This window comes from Flavobacteriaceae bacterium (assembly GCA_003443635.1).
Lineage (GTDB): Bacteria > Bacteroidota > Bacteroidia > Flavobacteriales > Flavobacteriaceae > AU392.
On record CP031964.1, the window covers coordinates 1,936,952 to 1,955,874 of the forward strand.

At 30.8% G+C, this 18,923-nt stretch carries 21 protein-coding genes; 20 read left to right on the top strand and 1 reads right to left on the bottom strand.

Annotation, left to right across the window (positions count from 1 at the left end; genetic code table 11):
* Positions 1–20: 20 nt before the first annotated feature.
* The 20 genes from lpxD (at position 21) to D1817_08925 (ending at position 18,349) form a co-directional block, all read left to right on the top strand.
* Positions 21–1,049 (top strand): UDP-3-O-(3-hydroxymyristoyl)glucosamine N-acyltransferase, encoded by a 1,029-nt coding sequence (gene lpxD, locus D1817_08830; GenBank protein ID AXT19986.1) that lies wholly within the window; start codon positions 21–23, stop codon positions 1,047–1,049.
* Positions 1,036–2,442, top strand: coding sequence for a bifunctional UDP-3-O-[3-hydroxymyristoyl] N-acetylglucosamine deacetylase/3-hydroxyacyl-ACP dehydratase (locus tag D1817_08835; protein AXT19987.1), 1,407 nt, complete (start codon positions 1,036–1,038; stop codon positions 2,440–2,442). The genes lpxD and D1817_08835 overlap by 14 nt, the downstream gene beginning before the upstream one ends.
* A gap of 2 nt (positions 2,443–2,444) precedes the next feature.
* Complete coding sequence (locus D1817_08840; GenBank protein ID AXT19988.1) at positions 2,445–3,230, top strand: acyl-ACP--UDP-N-acetylglucosamine O-acyltransferase; 786 nt, start codon at positions 2,445–2,447, stop codon at positions 3,228–3,230.
* A gap of 16 nt (positions 3,231–3,246) precedes the next feature.
* Entirely contained in the window at positions 3,247–3,813 is a 567-nt protein-coding gene (gene efp / locus D1817_08845; GenBank protein AXT19989.1) for an elongation factor P, read from the top strand.
* A 19-nt stretch (positions 3,814–3,832) separates the two neighbouring features.
* Positions 3,833–4,777, top strand: coding sequence for a UDP-3-O-(3-hydroxymyristoyl)glucosamine N-acyltransferase (locus tag D1817_08850; protein AXT19990.1), 945 nt, complete (start codon positions 3,833–3,835; stop codon positions 4,775–4,777).
* On the top strand, positions 4,770–5,186 hold the full coding sequence (locus D1817_08855; protein AXT19991.1) for a nuclear transport factor 2 family protein: 417 nt from the start codon (positions 4,770–4,772) through the stop codon (positions 5,184–5,186). The genes D1817_08850 and D1817_08855 overlap by 8 nt, the downstream gene beginning before the upstream one ends.
* A gap of 71 nt (positions 5,187–5,257) precedes the next feature.
* Complete coding sequence (locus D1817_08860; GenBank protein ID AXT19992.1) at positions 5,258–6,130, top strand: succinate--CoA ligase subunit alpha; 873 nt, start codon at positions 5,258–5,260, stop codon at positions 6,128–6,130.
* 200 nt (positions 6,131–6,330) lie between these two features.
* Positions 6,331–7,077, top strand: a complete 747-nt coding sequence (fabG, locus tag D1817_08865) for a 3-oxoacyl-[acyl-carrier-protein] reductase (GenBank protein ID AXT19993.1) — start codon at positions 6,331–6,333, stop codon at positions 7,075–7,077.
* Positions 7,078–7,086: 9 nt separating this feature from the next.
* Positions 7,087–7,638, top strand: a complete 552-nt coding sequence (locus D1817_08870; GenBank protein AXT19994.1) for a hypothetical protein — start codon at positions 7,087–7,089, stop codon at positions 7,636–7,638.
* Between the two features lie 43 nt (positions 7,639–7,681).
* Positions 7,682–9,709, top strand: coding sequence for a VWA domain-containing protein (locus D1817_08875; protein ID AXT19995.1), 2,028 nt, complete (start codon positions 7,682–7,684; stop codon positions 9,707–9,709).
* Between the two features lie 20 nt (positions 9,710–9,729).
* Positions 9,730–10,545, top strand: a complete 816-nt coding sequence (locus D1817_08880) for a prohibitin family protein (protein AXT21250.1) — start codon at positions 9,730–9,732, stop codon at positions 10,543–10,545.
* Positions 10,546–10,787: 242 nt separating this feature from the next.
* Complete coding sequence (locus tag D1817_08885) at positions 10,788–11,639, top strand: ATP phosphoribosyltransferase (protein AXT19996.1); 852 nt, start codon at positions 10,788–10,790, stop codon at positions 11,637–11,639.
* 4 nt (positions 11,640–11,643) lie between these two features.
* The gene (gene hisD / locus D1817_08890) at positions 11,644–12,942 is read left to right on the top strand and encodes a histidinol dehydrogenase (GenBank protein ID AXT21251.1); all 1,299 of its coding nucleotides are present in this window, start codon (positions 11,644–11,646) and stop codon (positions 12,940–12,942) included.
* Positions 12,932–13,981 (top strand): histidinol-phosphate transaminase, encoded by a 1,050-nt coding sequence (hisC, locus tag D1817_08895; protein AXT19997.1) that lies wholly within the window; start codon positions 12,932–12,934, stop codon positions 13,979–13,981. Before hisD ends, hisC begins: the two co-directional genes overlap by 11 nt.
* Positions 13,982–15,115, top strand: a complete 1,134-nt coding sequence (hisB, locus tag D1817_08900; GenBank protein ID AXT19998.1) for a bifunctional histidinol-phosphatase/imidazoleglycerol-phosphate dehydratase HisB — start codon at positions 13,982–13,984, stop codon at positions 15,113–15,115.
* A 53-nt stretch (positions 15,116–15,168) separates the two neighbouring features.
* A complete protein-coding gene (gene hisH, locus D1817_08905; protein AXT19999.1) occupies positions 15,169–15,750 on the top strand; it encodes an imidazole glycerol phosphate synthase subunit HisH in 582 nt (193 codons plus the stop codon).
* Positions 15,751–15,754: 4 nt separating this feature from the next.
* The gene (locus D1817_08910; protein ID AXT20000.1) at positions 15,755–16,078 is read left to right on the top strand and encodes a cupin domain-containing protein; all 324 of its coding nucleotides are present in this window, start codon (positions 15,755–15,757) and stop codon (positions 16,076–16,078) included.
* Positions 16,079–16,150: 72 nt separating this feature from the next.
* Positions 16,151–16,885, top strand: a complete 735-nt coding sequence (gene hisA, locus D1817_08915; GenBank protein ID AXT21252.1) for a 1-(5-phosphoribosyl)-5-[(5-phosphoribosylamino)methylideneamino]imidazole-4-carboxamide isomerase — start codon at positions 16,151–16,153, stop codon at positions 16,883–16,885.
* Between the two features lies 1 nt (position 16,886).
* A complete protein-coding gene (hisF, locus tag D1817_08920) occupies positions 16,887–17,642 on the top strand; it encodes an imidazole glycerol phosphate synthase subunit HisF (protein ID AXT20001.1) in 756 nt (251 codons plus the stop codon).
* Positions 17,643–17,749: 107 nt separating this feature from the next.
* Entirely contained in the window at positions 17,750–18,349 is a 600-nt protein-coding gene (locus D1817_08925; protein AXT20002.1) for a bifunctional phosphoribosyl-AMP cyclohydrolase/phosphoribosyl-ATP diphosphatase HisIE, read from the top strand.
* A gap of 48 nt (positions 18,350–18,397) precedes the next feature.
* Here D1817_08925 and D1817_08930 read toward each other — a convergent pair whose 3' ends face one another.
* Positions 18,398–18,814 carry a hypothetical protein gene (locus D1817_08930; protein AXT20003.1) on the bottom strand — a complete coding sequence of 139 codons (417 nt, stop codon included), beginning with the start codon at positions 18,812–18,814 and terminating at the stop codon, positions 18,398–18,400.
* Between the last annotated feature and the right edge of the window lie 109 nt (positions 18,815–18,923).

Consider the following 18,923-nt stretch of genomic DNA (forward strand, 5'->3'; position numbering starts at 1 on the left):
TTTTTATACTTTTGCGGATAATGAAATTTAAGGCATCACAAATAGCAGAAATTTTAGAAGGCGACATCGTAGGTAATCCTAATGAAGAGGTTTCTAAACTTGCTAAAATAGAAGAGGGAACAAAAGGATCTTTAACTTTTTTAGCAAACCCTAAATACACACAATACATATATAATACAAAAGCATCTATAACTATTGTAAATAAAGATTTTATTCCAGAATCTTCAATAGACACAACATTGATAAAAGTAGATGACGCCTATAAATCTTTCTCTAGATTATTAGAGTATTATAATCAAATTAAGATGAATAAAACGGGGATAGAACAACCTTGTTTTATAGCTGATTCTGCTTCTTATGAAGATAATGTTTATATAGGAGCGTTTTCATATATAGGAGAAAATGTAAAAATAGGAACTAATGTAAAGATTTACCCAAATAGCTATATAGGAGATAATGTAGAAATTGGAGATAATGTAATTATATTTTCAGGAGCCAAAGTATATTCTGAGTGCATTGTAGGCAATAATTGTGTATTAAATTCTGGAGCTATTATTGGAGCCGATGGTTTTGGTTTTGCTCCTAACGAAAAAGGAGAGTATCATAAAGTGCCACAGATAGGTAATGTTATTTTGGAAGATTATGTTGATATTGGTGCAGCTACAACGATTGATAGAGCGACATTAGGGTCCACAATAATTAGAAGAGGGGTGAAACTTGACAATCAAATTCAGATTGCGCATAATGTGGAGATAGGTGAAAATACAGTTATTGCTGCTCAAACAGGAATTGCAGGTTCTACAAAAATAGGAGAGAATTGTCAGATAGGGGGTCAAGTTGGTATTGTAGGACATATTACTATTGGTAATAATGTGAGGATACAAGCACAATCTGGTATTGGACGTAATATTAAAGACGATGAAGTATTACAAGGTTCTCCAGCACTTACTTATGGAGATTATAATAAGTCATATGTTTACTTCAAAAATTTACCTAAAATAGTAAAGACAGTTAACGATTTGGAAAAAAAACTTAATAGTGATGATTAAAACCCAATTTAAGCAAACTACTATAGCAAAAGAAGTGTCGCTAACTGGCGTTGGTCTGCATACAGGAAAAGATGTTACATTAACATTTAAGCCTGCACCTGAAAATAGTGGATATTCATTTAAACGAATAGATTTAGAAGGGAATCCAATAATAGAGGCAGATGCTTCTTATGTGACAAATACACAAAGAGGTACATGTTTAGAGAAAAACGGAGTGAAAATACAAACTTGTGAACATGTATTAGCAGCCTTAGTTGGATTACAAGTAGACAATGCAATTTTAGAGTTGAATGCTTCTGAACCTCCAATAATGGATGGCTCGTCAAAATATTTTATTGAAGCAATTGAATCAGCTGGAATTGTTGAGCAAGAACAACAAAGAGAAGAATATATCGTAAAAGAGGTTATTTCGTATACTGATGATGAAACGGGAAGCGAAATTACTATTATTCCTTCAGAAGAGTACCAAGTAACAACTATGGTAGATTTTGGAACTAAAGTATTAGGAACTCAAAATGCTACCCTTCAACATTTATCAGATTTTAAAACAGAAATATCTGACTCTAGAACCTTTAGTTTTTTGCATGAAATAGAAATGCTTTTAGAGCATGGCTTAATAAAGGGAGGAGATTTAAATAATGCAATAGTTTATGTAGATAAAGAGTTATCCAGCGAGACAATGGAACGCCTGAAGGTAGCTTTTAAAAAGGACGATATAAAAATAAAGCCTAACGGGATTTTAGATAATTTAACATTACATCATCCTAATGAAGCTGCAAGGCACAAACTTTTAGATGTAATTGGAGATTTGGCATTAATAGGAACTCGAATAAGAGGAAAAGTTATTGCAAATAAACCTGGTCATTTTGTAAATACTCAGTTTGCAAAAAAAATGGCTAAGCTTATAAAAATAGAAAAACGAAATAATGTACCATCTATAGATTTGAATCAACCTCCGCTTATGGATGTAAATCAAATTATGGATATGTTGCCACATAGGCAACCTTTTTTATTTATCGATAAGATTTTTGAACTGAGCAAATCCCATGTTATTGGTGCGAAGAATGTGACGATGAATGAATCCTTTTTTGCAGGACACTTCCCTGGTGCACCTGTTATGCCTGGAGTTATAATTGTAGAAGCAATGGCGCAAACGGGAGGAATATTAGTGTTGAGTACAGTTCCAGATCCAGAAAATTACTTAACTTTTTTCATGAAAATAGATAAAGTTAAGTTTAAACAAAAAGTTGTTCCTGGAGATACATTAATCTTTAAATGTGATTTAATAACCCCTATAAGAAGAGGAATTTGCCATATGCAAGGTTATGCTTATGCAAATGGAAAATTATGCGCAGAAGCTGAACTAATGGCTCAAATAACTAAAGTTAAATAAATATGAATCAACCACTTGCATATGTTCATCCAGGAGCGAAGATTGCTAAAAATGTTGTTATTGAACCTTTTACAACAATCAATAATAATGTAACAATTGGAGAAGGTACCTGGATTGGATCTAATGTTACGATAATGGAGGGTGCACGGATAGGAAAGAATTGTAATATTTTCCCAGGATCTGTAATTTCTGCAATTCCCCAAGATTTAAAATATAATGATGAAGATACAACTGTAGAGATTGGAAATAATGTGACTATTAGAGAATGTGTTACTATAAATAGAGGGACTACAGATAAGATGAAAACAGTTATTGGTGATAATTGTTTAATAATGGCCTATTGTCATATTGCTCACGATTGTATAGTAGGAAATAATTGCATATTTTCTAATAATAGTACATTGGCAGGACACATTAATGTTGGAGATTATGTGGTTTTAGCAGGTATGACAGCAGTTCATCAATTTTGTTCTATAGGTAATCATGCATTTGTTACTGGGGGATCATTAGTTAGAAAAGACGTACCACCATTTGTAAAAGCAGCAAGAGAACCTTTATCATATGTAGGAATTAATTCAGTTGGATTAAGGCGTAGAGGGTTTACTTCAGAAAAAATTAGAGAAGTTCAGAATATATATAGATTACTTTATCAAAAAAATTATAATAACAGTCAGGCTTCAGAAATTATTGAAGCAGAAATGGAAGCTACTCCAGAACGAGACGAAATTTTACAATTTATTAAGAATTCTCATCGTGGTATAATGAAAGGTTATTTTAAATCAAACTAAAAAATACAAAATACTTATGGCAAATACTTCAGATATACGAAATGGATTATGTATAAAATATAATCATGATATTTATAAAATTATAGAGTTTTTACATGTAAAACCTGGTAAAGGCCCTGCTTTTGTAAGAACAAAAATGAAGAGTGTTACTTCAGGTAAAGTAATAGATAATACATTTTCTGCTGGCCACAAAATTGAAGATGTTAGAGTAGAAACTCATAAGTTTCAATATTTATATCCAGAAGGTGATCAATTTCATTTTATGAATGTTGAAGATTATAATCAAATTACACTTGAAAAAGCAACAATTGATAATCCTGGACTATTAAAAGAAGGAGAGGTTGTTACTGTAATTATAAACTCTGAAGATGGAATGCCATTATCTGTAGATATGCCTGCGAGTGTTATTCTTGAAGTTACAGCTACGGAGCCTGGAGTAAAAGGTAATACCGCAACCAATGCTACAAAGCCCGCAACAGTAGAAACAGGAGCAACAGTAATGGTACCATTATTTATTAATGAAGGGGATAAAATTAAAGTAGAAACTGAAAAAGGAACTTATAAAGAACGTATTAAAGAATAGTTAGCTCTATTTATTTTAGATGAAATTTACTCAAACACATACCTTAGAGCAAATTGCGACAATTATTAATTGTCAATTTATAGGCGATAAAAACTTTCCTGTAGAAGGAATGAACGAGATTCATGTTGTATCACCAGGAGATATTGTTTTTGTAGATCATCCAAAATATTATGACAAAGCATTAGAATCTGCTGCAACAATTATTTTAATTAACAAAGAAGTAGAATGCCCTGAAGGGAAAGCGTTATTAATTTCTGATGACCCATTTAGAGATTTTAATAAGCTTACTAATTACTTTAAACCGTTTCAATCTTCAAATCAGAACATTTCTGAAACAGCTAAAATAGGAGAAAATACAATTATTCAACCTAATAGTTTTGTAGGTAACAATGTTGTTATTGGTAAAAATTGTACTATTCACTCTAATGTGAGTATTTATGACGATTCAATTATAGGAGATAATGTAATCATCCACTCAGGAACTACTTTAGGGGCTTCTGCATTTTATTATAAAAATAGACCAGAAGGGTTCGATCAACTCATATCTGGAGGAAGAGTAGTTATTGAAGATAATGTAGATTTAGGAGCTCTTTGTACTATTGATAGAGGAGTTACTGGAGATACTACAATAAAGGAAGGAACAAAAATAGATAACCAAGTACACGTTGGACATGATACGGTAATAGGAAAAAAATGCCTTATTGCTTCTCAAGTCGGAATTGCAGGATGTACTATTATTGAAGACGAAGTCACCATTTGGGGGCAAGTAGGAATTACTAGCGGTGTTACAATAGGTAAAAAAGCAATTATATCTGCTAAAGCTGGGGTAAGTAAATCACTAGAAGGAAATAAGAGTTATTTTGGAATTCCTGCAGATGATTTTAGAAAAAAATATAAGGAAATCGCTGCAATACGACAAATACCAGAAGTGTTACAGTTGCTAAAGAAGGATAAAGATGAGTAAATCTCCAAAAAGTATTGTAAGATCTTTTTATAATCTAGATATTTCTACTGATGGAATAGAAAGTTACAAAAGCTTTTTGCATAAAGACTGTGAGTTAAATTGGAATAGCAGTAAAGGATATACTAAACTATTATTCGATGATATTATAGCGTTATTTAATGATATTGAGACTTCTTACGAATCGGTTAGATTTCAAATAAGTCATTTATTAGAAGATGGTGCTTTTGTAACCACACGATATACATTATATGTAACCCCAATAGAAGATACTGATAATGAAACAGCTTTAGCTCATTTTATTACAATATGGGAAGTTAAAGATGGTAAATTGTATAAAGGTTTTGAAATTAGCCAAACTGCAGATGAGAGTTTACATAGTCTTAATTCGTATTCTGAAATAAATATTTAAAAATAGTTTATAAATAAGTGACAATAAAGTAATTTTGCCGCGTCTTAAATTAATATAATTCAAAAACAAAAATGAGCGTTTTAGTAAATAAAGATTCAAAAATTATAGTTCAAGGATTTACAGGAAGTGAAGGAACTTTTCATGCAGGTCAAATGATTGAGTATGGAACGAATGTAGTTGGTGGTGTAACTCCAGGAAAAGGTGGTCAAACACATTTAGATAAACCTGTTTTTAATACGGTAGAAGATGCTGTAAAACAAGTAGATGCAGATACAACTATAATTTTTGTTCCACCAGCTTTTGCTGCAGATGCAATTATGGAGGCTGCAGATGCTGGTATTAAAGTGATTATAACAATTACTGAAGGTATTCCGGTAGCAGATATGATTAAAGCTTCAGATTATATAAAAAATAAAGATTGTCGTCTAGTAGGTCCAAATTGTCCAGGAGTAATTACTCCAGAAGAAGCTAAAGTTGGTATTATGCCAGGTTTTGTGTTTAAAAAAGGAAATGTAGGGATTGTTTCAAAATCGGGAACATTAACTTATGAAGCAGCAGACCAAGTTGTTAAACAAGGTTTAGGTATTACAACTGCAATTGGTATTGGTGGAGATCCAATAATTGGAACAACTACTAAAGAGGCTGTTGAAATGCTAATCAATGATTCGGAAACAGAATGTGTAGTGATGATAGGCGAGATAGGAGGACAATTAGAAGGAGATGCTGCACAATGGTATAAAACTAGTGGTAGCACTAAGCCTGTAGTAGGATTTATTGCAGGAGAAACAGCACCGGCTGGTCGTACAATGGGGCATGCAGGAGCTATTGTTGGTGGTAGTGATGATACTGCTCAGGCTAAAAAGCGTATTATGAGAGAATGTGGAATACATGTTGTAGATTCTCCAGCAGAAATAGGTAAGAAAGTAGCAGAAGTACTAGCTTAATAAAATAACTTAGCTGTTAAAAACCTCACAAGATTTTGTGAGGTTTTTTTATTTGATGCAACTTGTATTTGTTATATTTGGAGTACAATAAATTACAAGATAATTCATGTAAATGAGTATAACTAATTTTGAGTTTCAACAAAAAAATTATTGTACAAATAATATCTAACTAAAAACAACTATATAAAAATATTAAGTAAATGAAATTACTAGAAGGGAAAACGGCTATAATTACTGGAGCAAGTAGAGGAATAGGAAGAGGAATAGCTACAGTTTTTGCAGAACAAGGTGCTAACGTAGCTTTTACATATAGTTCTTCGGTAGATGCAGCAAATGTATTAGAAACAGAATTAAAAGCATTAGGTGTTAAAGCAAAAGGGTATCAAAGTAATGCGGCCAATTATGAAGAAGCTCAAGAGTTAGCTAAAAATGTATTGGGAGAATTTGGAAGTATAGATGTTTTAATTAATAATGCAGGGATTACAAAAGATAATTTACTGATGAGAATGGGAGAGGAAGATTTTGATAAAGTAATTGAGGTCAATTTAAAATCTGTGTTTAATATGACAAAAGCTGTACAGCGTACAATGTTAAAACAACGTCACGGTTCTATTATTAATATGAGTTCTGTTGTTGGTGTTAAGGGAAATGCAGGTCAAACTAATTATGCAGCTTCAAAAGCAGGAATTATAGGGTTTTCAAAATCTGTAGCTTTAGAGTTAGGCTCTAGAAATATTAGAAGTAATGTTATTGCTCCAGGTTTTATTGAAACAGAAATGACAGCAAAATTAGATGAAGAAACTGTAAAAATGTGGCGTAACGCTATTCCATTAAAACGTGGTGGTTCTCCAGAAGATATAGCTAATGTATGCGTATTTTTAGCAAGCGATATGTCAGCTTATGTTACTGGGCAAACCCTTAATGTAGATGGTGGGATGTTAACTTAAATAAATATTATGAGGATCTTTTTACAATGTATTATTATTTTAATATTTTTCTTTGGAAATGCTCAAGAGAAAGAGTGGAAATTAGTAAAAGATATTGAAAGAGGATACCGAATTAATTTCCCTGGAGAAGCAAAATATGCTAGCCAAAAAGTGCCTACAGATAAAGGAGATGTAACGATGGATTCTTATTCTTATCAACCAGAAAATTTAGAAGCAGATAATTTGGTTTATATGACTGCTTTCACAAAATATCCTACTTTCTTTTTTGAAAATGGTTTAGAGAGTGATGAAAATAAACAGAGAGTACTTGATAATGCTGTTAATGGAGCTGTTACTAATACAAAAGGGACATTGGCGTCATCCGATAAAATAAAGTTTAATGGTTATCCAGGAAGGAGATCTAAAATTAATATTTCTGGAGGATATGTTATTGAAATGAAAACAATTCTGGTAAATTTCACTCTTTATTTGGCACAAGTTATTTATAAAAAAGAAGACGAAGGTAATTTTAATGCTTCACGATTTTTCAATTCTTTCGAATTAATTAAAGTTAATGAATAATAAGTGTCTCTAATTATCAGTAATATTAGTCTACAGAAATAGGATGCAGCAAGGCACTTTACTATATATTATACTAGCAATTATTATTGCTTTTGGAATTGCATATTTTCAATATATGCATAAAGAGAAAAAAACAAAAGCTTATTTGTATACAGGATTACGATTTATAACAATCTTCTTTATTTTATTGTTAATTATAAATCCTAAACTTGAAAAAAACACATTCTTTAACGAGAAACCAAATTTAGTGATAGCTATAGATAACTCAGAATCTGTAAAACATTTAAAATTTGATTCTGTAGTAAGAGATAAAATTGAAGTTTTTAAAAACGATAAAGCATTAAATGAGAAATTTGATATTCAATATTACGCTTTTGGAAAAACCTTAAACAAAACAGATTCTATTTTATTTAATGACTCGCAAACAAACATCGCTACAGTATTTAATGATTTATCTCAAATTTATAGAGGAGAAGTAGCACCAACTGTTGTAATTACAGATGGTAATCAAACTTATGGTACAGATTACGAAATAACTTCCTTACGATATAATCAGCCTATATACCCTGTTATATTGGGGGATACAATTACTTATTCTGATTTGAAAATCCAACAACTGAACGTTAATAAGTATGCCTACTTAGATAATAAATTTCCAATTGAGATTATTACTGTTTATAATGGTAATGCAAATGTAAATTCACAATTACTAATTACTTCAAATGGTGTAACTGTATATCGAGAAAACTTAACCTTTTCTAAAACTCAAAACTCAAAAACGATTAATATAACATTACCAGCAAATACTGTTGGTGTGACTTCATATATTGCTCAAATTGTACCATTAGCTTCAGAAAAAAATAAAATTAATAACAGTAAGCCTTTTGCTGTAGAAGTAATAGATGAGCAAACAAATGTAGCTATAGTAAGTTCAATAATACATCCAGACTTAGGGGCTTTAAAAAAAGCTATAGAAAGTAATAAACAGCGTGGTGTTTCAATATTAAAACCCAATGAGTTTTTAGAGCAAAAAGATAATTTTCAATTAGTGATTTTGTATCAACCAAATAGCGCATTTAAAGCTGTTTTTGATGCTTTAGCACAATCAGGAGATAATAAATTTATAATTACTGGAAATCAAACTCAATGGTCTTTTTTAAATAACATTCAAGACAATTATACACAAGAAATTACACGGCAAGCAGAAGATTTTTTACCTACTCTTAATTCTAACTTTTCTACATTTATTGTTGACGGTTTAGATTTTGATTCTTACCCTCCATTAATATCAGAATTTGGCGAAATAACATTTAATACCCCTTTTGAAACGTTATTATATAAACGTGTAAATAATAGTGTTTTAGGAGAACCTTTATTATCAACTTTTGAAAGTTCAGGAAAACGCGAAGCTATATTGTTTGGTGAGAATATTTGGAAATGGAGAGTACAAAGTTATTTAAATGAACGATCGTTTCAACTGTTTGATAACTTTATAGGAAAATTGATTCAATATTTAGCCTCTAATAAAAAACGCAACAGATTGAACCTTAATTATGAATCGTTTTATAACGGAAATGGTAATATTAAAATAACAGCACAATTTTTCAATAAAAATTATGAGTTTGATACTAAGGCTAACTTATCTATTTTTTTGAAGGATATTAATTCAGGAAATGAACGAACAATCCCTTTTGTACTTAAACAAAACAACTATGAAGTTGATTTGAGCGGATTAACTCCATCTGAATACAATTTTACGGTAAAAGCAAATGGGTCAGAAGTTACGCAATCTGGACGTTTGCGAGTGTTAGATTACAATGTAGAACAACAATTTTTAAATGCTAATGTAACAAAGTTAGAAGCAATAGCTACTAATAGTGAAGGAGCAAGTTATTTTAGTAATAATACAAGTGAATTGTCTAATGATTTAATCAACGATTCACGTTTTGTAACTCTCCAAAAGAGTACTAAAAATGTCGTACCTTTAATAGATTTTAAATTCTTATTAGCACTTATTGCATTAAGCCTTGCAACTGAGTGGTTTTTAAGAAAATACAACGGACTTATTTAATAAACTATAATAAAGAAATAATGGAAAAATTACCAAAAATTGCATTACCACTCATTTTAATAGTGGTTGTATTAATTGTATTAGTGTCTAAATCTGCTATTACCATAGGTTCTGGTGAAGCAGGAGTATTATATAGAACTTTTGATAATGGTGTTGTTACAGATGAACCACCATTAGGAGAAGGATTTCATCTGGTTATGCCCTGGAATAAAGTACATATTTATGAAGTAAGGCAGCAAGAAGTTTTTGAAAAAATGGATGTATTATCTTCTAATGGATTAGATATTAAATTAGATGCCTCTGCTTGGTTTCAACCTAAATATGAGCATTTAGGAAAATTACATCAAGAGAAAAGTGAACAATATAAAGAACGTATTTTATTACCAGCTATTCGTTCTGCTGCTCGTAGTGTAGTAGGACGTTATACACCAGAACAATTATATTCTAGTAAACGAGATGTTATTCAAATTGAGATCTTTGAAGAGACTAAAAAAATTGTAGATGATCAATACATTCAATTAAATGAAATATTAATTAGAGATGTTACTTTGCCTGCAACTATTAAAGAAGCTATTGAGCGTAAATTGAAGCAAGAACAAGAATCTTTAGAATATGAGTTTAGATTAGTAACTGCGCAAAAAGAAGCTGAAAAACAACGAATTGAAGCACAGGGTAAAGCAGATGCAAACCGTATTTTAAGTGCATCATTAACAGATAAAATTCTTCAAGATAAGGGTATTGAGGCAACAATACAATTAGCAGAATCCCCTAATAGTAAAGTCGTTGTTGTAGGTTCAGGAGATAGCGGTTTACCACTTATACTCGGAAATAACTAATTAGTTTAATTTGTTAAAAAACCTTAAAAATTTGCAAACATTAAAGTAAAAGAGTGATATTTGCACAACAATAAAAAGAAATGAATTTAACTCAATTACATCATCACCATTTTCATACTAGCTGTCAAGCGAGCTGAGAATGTATTGAGTAAAATCAAAATATATTTAAAACCCGTTTGAATACAACTCAAACGGGTTTTTTAATACTAGAAATAAAATTATAAGACACTAAAATATAGAATATGCTAAAAATTGCAGTTCAAAAATCAGGACGTTTACACGACGATTCGATGAAAATATTAAAAGATATAGGTATTTCTATCGATAACGGTAAAGATCAATTAAAAGCTTCGGCAAGAAATTTTCCTTTAGAAGTATTTTATTTAAGAAATGGAGACATTCCACAGTATTTAAGAGATGGTGTTGTTGATGTGGCTATTCTTGGAGAGAATATTTTAGTAGAAAAAGGAGAAGATATAACAATTGTAGAACGATTGGGGTTTTCAAAATGTAAGGTCTCTTTAGCTATTCCTAAAGGAGAAATATATGAAGGAATCAAATATTTTGAAGGAAAACGAATAGCAACATCGTATCCTAATACTATCAATAAATATTTAAAAGAAAAAAATGTTTCTGCAAATCTTCATATTATTAATGGTTCTGTAGAGATTGCACCAAATATTGGTTTAGCAGATGGTATTTTTGATATTGTATCTAGTGGAAGTACACTTTTTAAAAATAACCTAAAAGAAGTAGAAGTGGTTGCTAAATCTGAAGCAGTATTAGTGGCATCCCCATTAATTTCTAGTGAGAACCAAGCAATATTGGATAAGATTCAATTCCGTTTTCAATCGGTTATAAAAGGAAGAGATTCTAAATATGTGTTATTAAATGCGCCTAATGATAAATTAGAAGATATTATTAATGTACTTCCAGGAATGAAAAGTCCAACAGTATTGCCATTAGCTAACGAAGGATGGAGTTCTGTACATTCTGTAATTCATAAAAATGAATTTTGGGAAATTATCGACGAACTAAAAGCTAAAGGAGCACAAGGAATATTGGTTTGTCCTATTGAAAAAATGGTACTTTAAAAATATGAATATTATAAACAATCCAAATAGAACTATTTGGCCAGAAATATTAAAAAGACCTACACAAACTGTAGATGATATTGAGACTACAGTAATGGAGGTTTTTAAAGATGTAAAAACTAGTGGAAATACTGCTATTAGTGATTATACCAAAAAATTTGATAGTGTCTCTTTAACAACGAATGTTGTTTCTGAAGAAGAAATTATTACTGCTGAGAATTATGTGTCAGCAGATATAAAAACAGCAATTAATATTGCTAAACGTAATATTGAAGCTTTTCATAAAGCTCAAAAAACTGAGCCTATTCTAGTGGAAACCTCTCCAGGAGTTAAATGCTGGCAACAAAAAAAAGCAATTGAAAAAGTAGGTTTATACATTCCAGGAGGTACAGCTCCATTGTTTTCAACTGTTTTAATGCTAGTTGTACCTGCTCAAATTGCAGGCTGTAAAGAGATCGTGTTATGTTCACCTCCAGATAGAGAAGGAAAAATTGCTAACGAAATTTTATATACAGCGAAACTCTGTGGAGTTACTACGATTATAAAAGTAGGAGGTATACAGGCTATAGCTGGTTTAACTTTTGGTACAGAAACGATTCCTCAAGTATATAAAATATTTGGACCTGGAAATCAATTTGTAACTGTCGCAAAACAATTAGCTACAAAATATGGTATAGCAATTGATATGCCAGCAGGACCCAGTGAATTATTAGTTGTTGCAGATGAATCTGCTAATCCAGCTTATGTCGCTTCAGATTTATTAAGTCAAGCAGAACACGGTGTAGATAGCCAAGTGATTTTAGTGTCTACATCTAAAGAATTAATTAGTTCTGTCTCTAAAGAAGTTGAATTACAAATTAAAAAGCTTCCACGTCAAGCAATAGCAGAAAAGGCTATAGCAAACTCTAAATTAATTTATGTGAAGTCGGATGAGTTAGCACTAGATCTGATTAATGAATATGCACCAGAACATTTTATTATTTGTGTTAATGAAGAAGATTTTTATATAAACGGAATTAATAACGCCGGATCCGTATTTGTAGGAAATTACACCCCTGAAAGTGCAGGAGATTATGCTTCTGGAACAAACCATACATTACCAACAAATGGATTTTCTAAAGCTTATTCAGGAGTTAATTTAGATAGTTTTATGAAGAGTATTACATTTCAAAAAATCACTAAAGAAGGTATACAAAATATAGGTAACACCATCGAGTTAATGGCTGAAGCAGAAGGTTTGCAAGCACATAAAAACGCGGTGACTTTAAGATTAAACGATTTAAAAAATAAAAATGCCAACTAATCAATTTAATATAGATAAGGTTATACGACCAGCTATTGAGTCGTTAAAACCTTATGCTTCAGCTAGAGATGAATTTAAAGATTTTGATCAAGAAATGGTATTTTTAGATGCGAATGAAAACCCATTTGAAAATGGTGTAAATCGTTACCCAGACCCTTATCAATCTAATGTAAAAACATTGCTGTCTAATCAAAAAGGTATTCCACCTAATCAAATTCTTTTAGGAAACGGAAGTGATGAAGTTTTAGATTTAATTTTTAGAGCATTTTGTGAACCTAATCAAGATAATGTCATCACATTACCTCCAACTTACGGAATGTATGAAGTGCTAGCAAATTTAAATGCTGTAGAACTTCAGAAAATAAATTTATCAGAAGATTTTCAACCCAGAATTCCTGAAATAATTGCAGCTGCTAATCAAAATAGTAAAGTATTGTTTTTGTGTTCTCCTAATAACCCTACAGCTAATAGCTTTAATAAAAATAATATTGAAAAACTTCTTAATGAATTTAATGGGCTTGTAGTGATTGACGAAGCATATATTGATTTTTCAGAAGGAGAAAGTTGGTTGAGTAGACTGGATGATTTCCCGAACTTAATTGTAACTCAAACACTTTCTAAAGCTTACGGAATGGCAGGGATTCGTTTAGGAATCTGTTACGCTTCTATGGAAATAATTTCAATTTTAAACAAAATAAAACCGCCATATAATATTAATGAACTATCTCAACAAATGGCTGTAAAACAATTATCTAACCTAAACCTAGTTAAACAACAAGTTAAAGATATTTTAATAGAGAGAACAAAACTTAGTAATACACTTAAATCTGTTAATTTTGTTGAGAAAATATATTCATCCGATGCTAATTTTTTATTAGTAAAAGTTGATGATGCAAACATGAGATATAAACAATTAGTTGATTTGGGTATTGTAGTAAGAAATAGAACTACGCAATATGGTTGTGAAAATTGTTTGCGATTTACAGTAGGAACTACTGAAGAAAATGAAAAACTAATTAATACACTAAAAGGACTATAAATGAAACGTGTACTGTTTATAGATAGAGATGGAACTATCATTAAAGAAACAATAGATGAACAGATTGACTCATTTGAGAAATTAACATTCTATCCAAAAGTATTTCAATATTTAAGTAAAATTGCTAAAGAGTTAGATTATGAGATTGTGATGATTACCAACCAAGATGGATTAGGAACAGAAGTGTTTCCAGAAGAGACCTTTTGGCCAGTACATAATTTTATTTTAGATACTTTTAAAGCTGAAGGTGTTGAGTTTAAAAAGCAATTTATTGATAGAACTTTTGCAAAAGATAATGCACCAACTAGAAAGCCAAATACAGGCCTATTAACACAGTATTTTAGTGAAGATTACGATTTAGCAAATTCGTTTGTTATTGGAGATAGATTAACAGATATAGAATTGGCTAAAAACCTTAATTCTAAAGGAATTTTTATTAATGATAACACTAATTTAGGAACAAATGAAATTACTGTAAAACGTAACGAACTTGATAATTATATCGCTTTAGAAAGTAACGATTGGAAAGCAATATATTCATTTTTAAAAGCAGAACAACGTACAGGAAAGCTAACTAGAAATACTAATGAAACTAAAATTGATATTGAACTTAACTTAGATGGCACTGGAAAAAGTGATATAGCTACTGGAATTGAGTTTTTTGATCATATGCTTGACCAATTAGCACGTCACGGTCAACTTGATTTAAAGCTTTATGTCGACGGTGATCTAGAAGTTGATGAACATCATACTATAGAAGATACTGCTATTGCCTTAGGTGAAATTTTTAATGAAGTTTTAGGAAGTAAATTAGGTATTGAGCGTTATGGGTTTTGCTTACCAATGGATGACTGTTTAGCTCAAATAGCGATAGATTTTGGAGGGCGTAACTGGTTGGTTTGGGAAACCGAATTTAAACGTGAAATGATTGGAAAAATGCCTACAGAAATGTTTATGCATTTCTTTAAATCGTTTACAGATGGAGCTAAGTGTAATTTAAATATAAAAGCTGAAGGTGTAAATGAACATCATAAAATAGAAGCCATTTTCAAAGCGTTTGCGAAAGCAATTAAAATGGCTGTAAAACGTGATGTTGAAAAAATGATTTTACCGTCAACTAAAGGAGTCTTATAACATTTTACATTCTGTATTAGATGCAGAATTCATGATAACACATAAATTTCTAAATGAAATTAATAATAATAGATTATGGTGCAGGGAATATAAAAAGTATTCAATTTGCGTTTAAAAGATTAGGTGTTGAAGCCATTTTATCCAATAACCCTGAAGAGATTAAATCTGCTGATAAAGTAATTTTTCCAGGAGTAGGAGAAGCGAATAGCGCGATGATTAAGCTAAAAGAAAGTAAATTAGATAAAATAATTCCAGAGCTTACACAACCAGTTTTGGGAATCTGTTTAGGAATGCAACTTTTATGCAAATCTAGTGAGGAAGGAAATACACAAGGTTTAGGTATATTTGATGTAGATATTAAACGATTTTCTAACGAAGTTAAAGTGCCTCAAATGGGATGGAACACTATCCAGAATTTAAAATCTGATTTGTTTAAAGGAGTTGATGAAGATGCATATATGTATTTAGTACATAGTTTTTATGCTGAAAATAGCCTTCAAACGATTGCAGAAACAAATTATAATGGATGTTATGCTACAGCATTACAAAATAAGAATTTTTATGGTGTACAATTCCACCCAGAAAAGAGTGGAGATGTAGGTAGTTTGATATTGAAAAACTTTTTAGAACTATAATGTAATGGAAAAACTAGATATTACTGATTTAACAAAAAATATTACAGACGATTGGAAAAATTTTCCTGTAAGCGAAATAAATGATCATGTTGTTAGAGTTAGTGTTTTGCAAAAGGATTTCCATTGGCATAAACACACTAAAAGTGATGAGTTTTTCTATATTGTAGAAGGTGAATTATTTGTTGATTTTAAAGATAAAACAGAACGTTTAACAAAAGGGCAAATGATTAAAGTTCCAAAAAATGTAATACATCGAACACGTTCTAATAAACGAACAACGATTTTATGTTTTGAAACTACGAATAATGATGTTAGTGGAGATATTTAAAATATGAATTCTGAATTACAAAATTTAAGTAGCTATTAATTAAACAAATTCTTGTTATTACAAGAAAAAAATATGAGAATAATACCAGCAATAGACATTATAGATGGAAAATGTGTACGTTTAACTAAAGGAGATTATGATACTAAAAAAATCTATAATGAAAACCCTCTTGAAGTTGCAAAACAGTTTGAAGCAAGTGGCATCGAATATTTACATTTAGTAGATTTAGATGGAGCAAAAGCAAAAGAGATTATTAATTATAAAATATTAGAGCAAATTGCTACTAAAACTAATTTAAAAGTAGATTTTGGTGGGGGATTAAAATCTGATGAAGATTTACATATTGCTTTTAATTCTGGAGCTAAGCAAATTACAGGCGGTAGTATTGCTGTAAAAAATCCAGAAATATTTGAGCATTGGATTTCTAAATATGGCTCGATGAAAATTATTTTAGGAGCAGATAGTTTAAATAATACCATTGCTATTAGTGGATGGCAAGAAAAAAGTGATAAAGAATTGATTCCATTTATAAAAGAATATCAAAAAAAAGGGATTCAATATGTTATCTGTACTGATATTTCAAAAGATGGTATGTTAGAAGGTCCAGCTGTAGATTTATATTCAAAAATATTAGATGATTGTACTAATAGTAGCGACAATCAATCCGTACGTTTAATTGCATCTGGAGGGATTACCTCTATTGATGATATTAAAGCACTAAAAGCTATTGGATGTGAAGGGGCTATTATTGGTAAGGCGATTTACGAAAACAAAATTAGTTTATTCGATTTAGAAAAGTTTTTATAAGATGCTTACAAAACGTATTATACCGTGTTTAGATATTAAGAATGGACGTACTGTAAAGGGTGTTAACTTTGTAGACCTTAGGGATGCTGGAGACCCAGTTGAATTAGCAAAACAATATGCTGAAGTAGGAGCAGATGAGCTTGTATTTTTAGATATTTCGGCAACTTTAGAAGGCCGTAAAACAACCTTAGAGATGGTACTTAAAGTAGCAGAACAAGTTAATATTCCTTTTACTGTAGGAGGCGGGATTTCGTCAATCGAAGATGTAGATGCACTTCTAAAATGTGGCGCAGATAAAGTGTCAGTAAACTCATCAGCAGTAAAACGCCCTGAATTAATTAATGAGTTATCTAATAAGTTTGGAAGTCAATGTATTACTGTAGCTATCGATGCTAAGCAGATTGATGATGATTGGAAAGTGCATTTAGCAGGAGGAAGTATTCCAACTGAGCTAAGTTTATTTGACTGGGCAAAAGAAGTAGAACAACGTGGCGCCGGAGAAATCTTATTTACTTCTATGGATAATGACGGCACAAAAGATGGCTTTGCAAATAAAGCTTTAGCAAGACTTTCTAATGAAGTTAATATCCCTATTATTGCCTCTGGAGGAGCAGGCAATGTGCAGCATTTTATAGATACGTTTAAATTGGGTAAATCAGATGCGGCTTTGGCTGCAAGTGTATTTCATTTTGGAGAAATAGGGATCCCAAAATTAAAAGAAGAATTGAAAGCGAATGATATCGCTATTAGAATATAATGTTATTACCAAAAATAACGATGAAGTAGAGTTTTACGATTAGATGTTGAAACTAGTATATTGTTTTTACACTTATTAAAGTATGATTCGCAATGATAATATAGATTATGAAAATAGATTTTGATAAAAATAACGATGGGCTTGTACCAGCAATCATCCAAGATGCAATTACAAAAAATGTATTAATGCTTGGATATATGAATATAGAAGCTTATGAAAAAACAATAACTACAAAGCAAGTCACATTTTTTAGTAGAACTAAAAAACGTTTGTGGACTAAAGGTGAAGAAAGCGGAAACTTCTTAAATTTAGTTGATGTAAAATTAGATTGCGATAATGATACCTTGTTAATTCAGGTAAATCCAATTGGTCCAACTTGTCATAAAGGTTCTGATACGTGTTGGGATGAAAACAATATTCAAGATTTTGGGTTTATTTCTAAATTAGAAAAAACTATTGAAAATCGTGTAAAAAATGCTGATAGTTCAACATCTTATGTAGCGTCTTTATTTGCTAAGGGAATTAATAAAGTAGCTCAAAAAGTAGGAGAGGAAGCAGTAGAAGTTGTTATTGAAGCTAAAGATGATAATGATGATTTGTTTTTAAACGAAAGTGCAGATTTATTATTTCATTACTTGATGCTATTACAAGCAAAAGGGTTTAAATTAAATGATATTGTAAATGTATTAAGAGAAAGAGAAAAATAAAAGCACTAAATTTTTTATTTAATGCTTTTATTTAAATCAATATTATTTTTAAGATATCAAATCTTTATTGGATGCCATACGAGAGAACCATACAAGAAATATAGAAAATACGACAACTACAATAGGCATTATAGGTTCACCAATTTTAATTACTAATAGTAAATACCCCATTTGTATAACTACAGCTATTGCAGAAATTAATAACATCGTTTTTGCGACATTCTTTCTTAATAAAAGAAAAAGAGAACCTAAAACACCAGCAAATACCGCAATAGCAAATACAGCAATATACCAACTAGGAAGATTATTCATGATTTCGAGCTCTTCGGCAGTGTAAGCCGCTTGGTAACTTTCTGTTTTATAGGTGAATATTAAATATTGAAATACTCCCATAGCATTCCAAATAAGAGAAATTACAGCTACAACCCAAAACCAGATTGCAGGCTTGTTTGATGAATTAGTCATTTTTTAATAGTTTAGTTTGGTTAATAAAGTAAGTTACAATTTAAGAAATTTTAATTTAATTAAGATTTAAGAATCGGATTGTAATAAAACCGATAAGTAATCATTTAAA

Bases quoted from the DNA above. Each gene is read 5' to 3' on its own strand.
- lpxD (AXT19986.1), top strand. From the start codon at position 21: ATGAAATTTAAGGCATCACAAATAGCAGAAATTTTAGAAGGCGACATC.
- D1817_08840 (AXT19988.1), top strand. From the start codon at position 2,445: ATGAATCAACCACTTGCATATGTTCATCCAGGAGCGAAGATTGCTAAA.
- efp (AXT19989.1), top strand. From the start codon at position 3,247: ATGGCAAATACTTCAGATATACGAAATGGATTATGTATAAAATATAAT.
- D1817_08850 (AXT19990.1), top strand. From the start codon at position 3,833: ATGAAATTTACTCAAACACATACCTTAGAGCAAATTGCGACAATTATT.
- D1817_08855 (AXT19991.1), top strand. From the start codon at position 4,770: ATGAGTAAATCTCCAAAAAGTATTGTAAGATCTTTTTATAATCTAGAT.
- D1817_08860 (AXT19992.1), top strand. From the start codon at position 5,258: ATGAGCGTTTTAGTAAATAAAGATTCAAAAATTATAGTTCAAGGATTT.
- fabG (AXT19993.1), top strand. From the start codon at position 6,331: ATGAAATTACTAGAAGGGAAAACGGCTATAATTACTGGAGCAAGTAGA.
- D1817_08870 (AXT19994.1), top strand. From the start codon at position 7,087: ATGAGGATCTTTTTACAATGTATTATTATTTTAATATTTTTCTTTGGA.
- D1817_08875 (AXT19995.1), top strand. From the start codon at position 7,682: ATGCAGCAAGGCACTTTACTATATATTATACTAGCAATTATTATTGCT.
- D1817_08880 (AXT21250.1), top strand. From the start codon at position 9,730: ATGGAAAAATTACCAAAAATTGCATTACCACTCATTTTAATAGTGGTT.
- D1817_08885 (AXT19996.1), top strand. From the start codon at position 10,788: ATGCTAAAAATTGCAGTTCAAAAATCAGGACGTTTACACGACGATTCG.
- hisD (AXT21251.1), top strand. From the start codon at position 11,644: ATGAATATTATAAACAATCCAAATAGAACTATTTGGCCAGAAATATTA.
- hisC (AXT19997.1), top strand. From the start codon at position 12,932: ATGCCAACTAATCAATTTAATATAGATAAGGTTATACGACCAGCTATT.
- hisB (AXT19998.1), top strand. From the start codon at position 13,982: ATGAAACGTGTACTGTTTATAGATAGAGATGGAACTATCATTAAAGAA.
- hisH (AXT19999.1), top strand. From the start codon at position 15,169: ATGAAATTAATAATAATAGATTATGGTGCAGGGAATATAAAAAGTATT.
- D1817_08910 (AXT20000.1), top strand. From the start codon at position 15,755: ATGGAAAAACTAGATATTACTGATTTAACAAAAAATATTACAGACGAT.
- hisA (AXT21252.1), top strand. From the start codon at position 16,151: ATGAGAATAATACCAGCAATAGACATTATAGATGGAAAATGTGTACGT.
- hisF (AXT20001.1), top strand. From the start codon at position 16,887: ATGCTTACAAAACGTATTATACCGTGTTTAGATATTAAGAATGGACGT.
- D1817_08925 (AXT20002.1), top strand. From the start codon at position 17,750: ATGAAAATAGATTTTGATAAAAATAACGATGGGCTTGTACCAGCAATC.
- D1817_08930 (AXT20003.1), bottom strand. From the start codon at position 18,814: ATGACTAATTCATCAAACAAGCCTGCAATCTGGTTTTGGGTTGTAGCT.